The organism is Pseudomonas sp. YY-1, from assembly GCF_002843095.1.
Taxonomy (GTDB): domain Bacteria; phylum Pseudomonadota; class Gammaproteobacteria; order Pseudomonadales; family Pseudomonadaceae; genus Aquipseudomonas; species Aquipseudomonas sediminis_A.
Genome location: NZ_PJLX01000037.1, coordinates 1 through 1063, shown reverse-complemented (window position 1 = coordinate 1063; position 1063 = coordinate 1). Strand labels below are relative to the sequence as shown.

1 protein-coding gene is annotated in these 1063 nt (G+C 60.1%); it reads left to right on the top strand.

Annotated features, from left to right (window positions below; translation table 11 throughout):
• Nucleotides 1-116 precede the first annotated feature (116 nt).
• Nucleotides 117-1063 (top strand): IS481 family transposase (locus CXP40_RS23540; protein ID WP_106735685.1); only part of this gene is annotated, 947 nt, incomplete at its 3' end.

Genomic DNA, 1063 nt, shown 5'->3' with positions numbered 1-1063 from the left:
TGTGTTCAGCCGGGGGACATAGGTAACGGTTGTCGGGAGACATAGGTAACGCATTTAGGCTTACGGAATTCATCGAATCGGGAGATCGTGTGATGCCGTGGCCGGAGCGCAGCACTATGTCGATAAGGCGTGAATTTGTTCTGTTGGCGGGGCAGCCCGAAAGTAATGTGCGGGAGCTCTGTCGGCGCTATGGCGTCAGTCCCAGGACTGGCTACAAATGGCTGGCTCGGTACCGTGAGCACGGTGATACCGGTTTGCAGGATCGATCTCGGCGCCCGCTGAACAGCCCAGGGCGCAGCGATCCGAAGTTGGAGCAGACGGTGGTGCAATTGCACCACCGCTATCCCTACTGGGGTGCTCGCAAGCTGCGAAGCCTGTTGCGGACTGCGAATATTGATCCGCCCCATCACAGCACGATCGATGCGATCCTCAAGCGCCACGATTGCCGTGTCCTCTATCACGGCGAACAGGCGCGGCCGCCGGCTAACCACCGCTTCGAGCACCCGAACCCGAACGACCTGTGGCAGATCGACTTCAAGGGCCACCTCCCTCTCCATGATCGCCGCTCGTCTCGTTGCCATCCCTTGACCCTGCTGGACGATCACTCGCGCTTTTCGCTCTGCCTGCAGGCTTGCGAGGGAGAGCGGCTAGAGCTGGTTAAACCGCACCTGATCGAGGTGTTTCGCCAGTACGGCTTGCCGCTGCGGATAACCGCCGACAACGGGCCGCCCTGGGGCTCGAATATCGCTGGCGGGCTATCCACGCTAGAGGTCTGGCTGATGCGGCTGGGCATCGAGGTGAGCCATAGCCGCCCTTATCACCCGCAGACTCAGGGCAAACTGGAACGCTTCCACCAGACACTCAAGCGTGAAGTGCTGCATCGTGCGTTCAGCGACTTACAGCACTGCCAGCGGGCGATGAACCGGTGGAGAGATGAGTACAACCACTATCGTCCGCACGAGGCTTTGAACCAGAGGCCACCCATAGAACGTTATCGGCCCAGCCCACGTAGCTACCCGGAGCAACTGCCAATAATCGAGTACGAACCGGAAGACCACGTGGT